Source organism: bacterium, assembly GCA_024224155.1.
Taxonomy (GTDB): domain Bacteria; phylum Acidobacteriota; class Thermoanaerobaculia; order Multivoradales; family JAHEKO01; genus CALZIK01.
This window is the reverse complement of the sequence record JAAENP010000035.1, coordinates 1-979: the sequence shown is the minus strand read 5'-3', so window position 1 is coordinate 979 and position 979 is coordinate 1. Positions and strand designations below refer to the sequence as shown.

General features: G+C 64.4%; 1 protein-coding gene. It reads right to left on the bottom strand.

Annotated elements, in window-relative coordinates:
- Nucleotides 1-147 precede the first annotated feature (147 nt).
- On the bottom strand, nucleotides 148-979 hold an 832-nt coding region (locus GY769_02540; GenBank protein MCP4200798.1), incomplete at its 5' end, for a dual specificity protein phosphatase family protein.

The window sequence follows — 979 nt, the reverse complement described above, 5'->3', positions numbered from 1 at the left end:
GAGTTGACGCTGTTGCTGCGCTGCTGTTACCTTTGCTTTTTGTTTTCCGCGACTCCCAGCGACTCCCAATCCAAACCTGCGCGGTAAAAGCGGCTTGCGCGGGTCGAGCCCTTGCGTTCCGACGTCAGCGCGGACTCCGTCGCTCTCTCAGTCCCCGGTGTCCATCTCCGTCTCCTGCTCCTCGCCGGGAGTCTCGCCCTTGCTCAACGCCGCCCGGGCGAGCAGAGAGCGGAAGTGGCCGTTGACCACGATTTCGCCTCGAAGTCGAACTGTCTCCCGGAAGGCGTCAAGCAACGGGACGTTCCGAACGAGGTTCATGTAGCCGACAACCAACGCCGCACTGCGGTTCACGCCTGCCCAGCAGGAGACGAGCACTTTCTTGCTCTGAGCAAGAGCCGCCTCGACGGTTGCAGCGAGGCTGGGCAAGTGCTGCAGGATGTCGTACTTCCAGTCGTCGTTCGCGGCGATCATCTGCAGCTCGATCTGGTGCGTGTGCAGGGTGTCCCGCAACGTTGCCGTTTCCTGCTCATCGAGTTGCTCTGGGCAGAGGCACACGGCCGTCGCAACGTTCAGGGCCACACGGCTCTCGCAGTCCTTGACGTTGTCGAGATCGCCCAGGAGCAGGCCAGCGCAGGGTTCGCAGGGCTGGAACGGCGCGTCCTCGTAGCGCGCCTTATAGTACTTCCGCCGGCACGAGTCCCAGCGCCTTTCCCAGATCTGGAAGTCCGGAGTGATCGCATCCATGAGCTCCAGGAACCGCTGCTCCCGTGGGTCCTCGGCCAGGTCCGGGTCGACCCGCAGAGTCCGGGGCCCTTCTTCAGCCTCGTCGTCTTCAGCCTCGTCGTCTCCAGCCTGTTCGGGTCGAGCCCTCCAGGCCGAGCTCGACCAATCCCAGCTCCAGCTGGCCTCAACCTCGTCGTCAAGCCACCCTTGCGCCCACCAGTCCCCGTCCTCCTCGGCGCGCCAGCACATCCCAGGG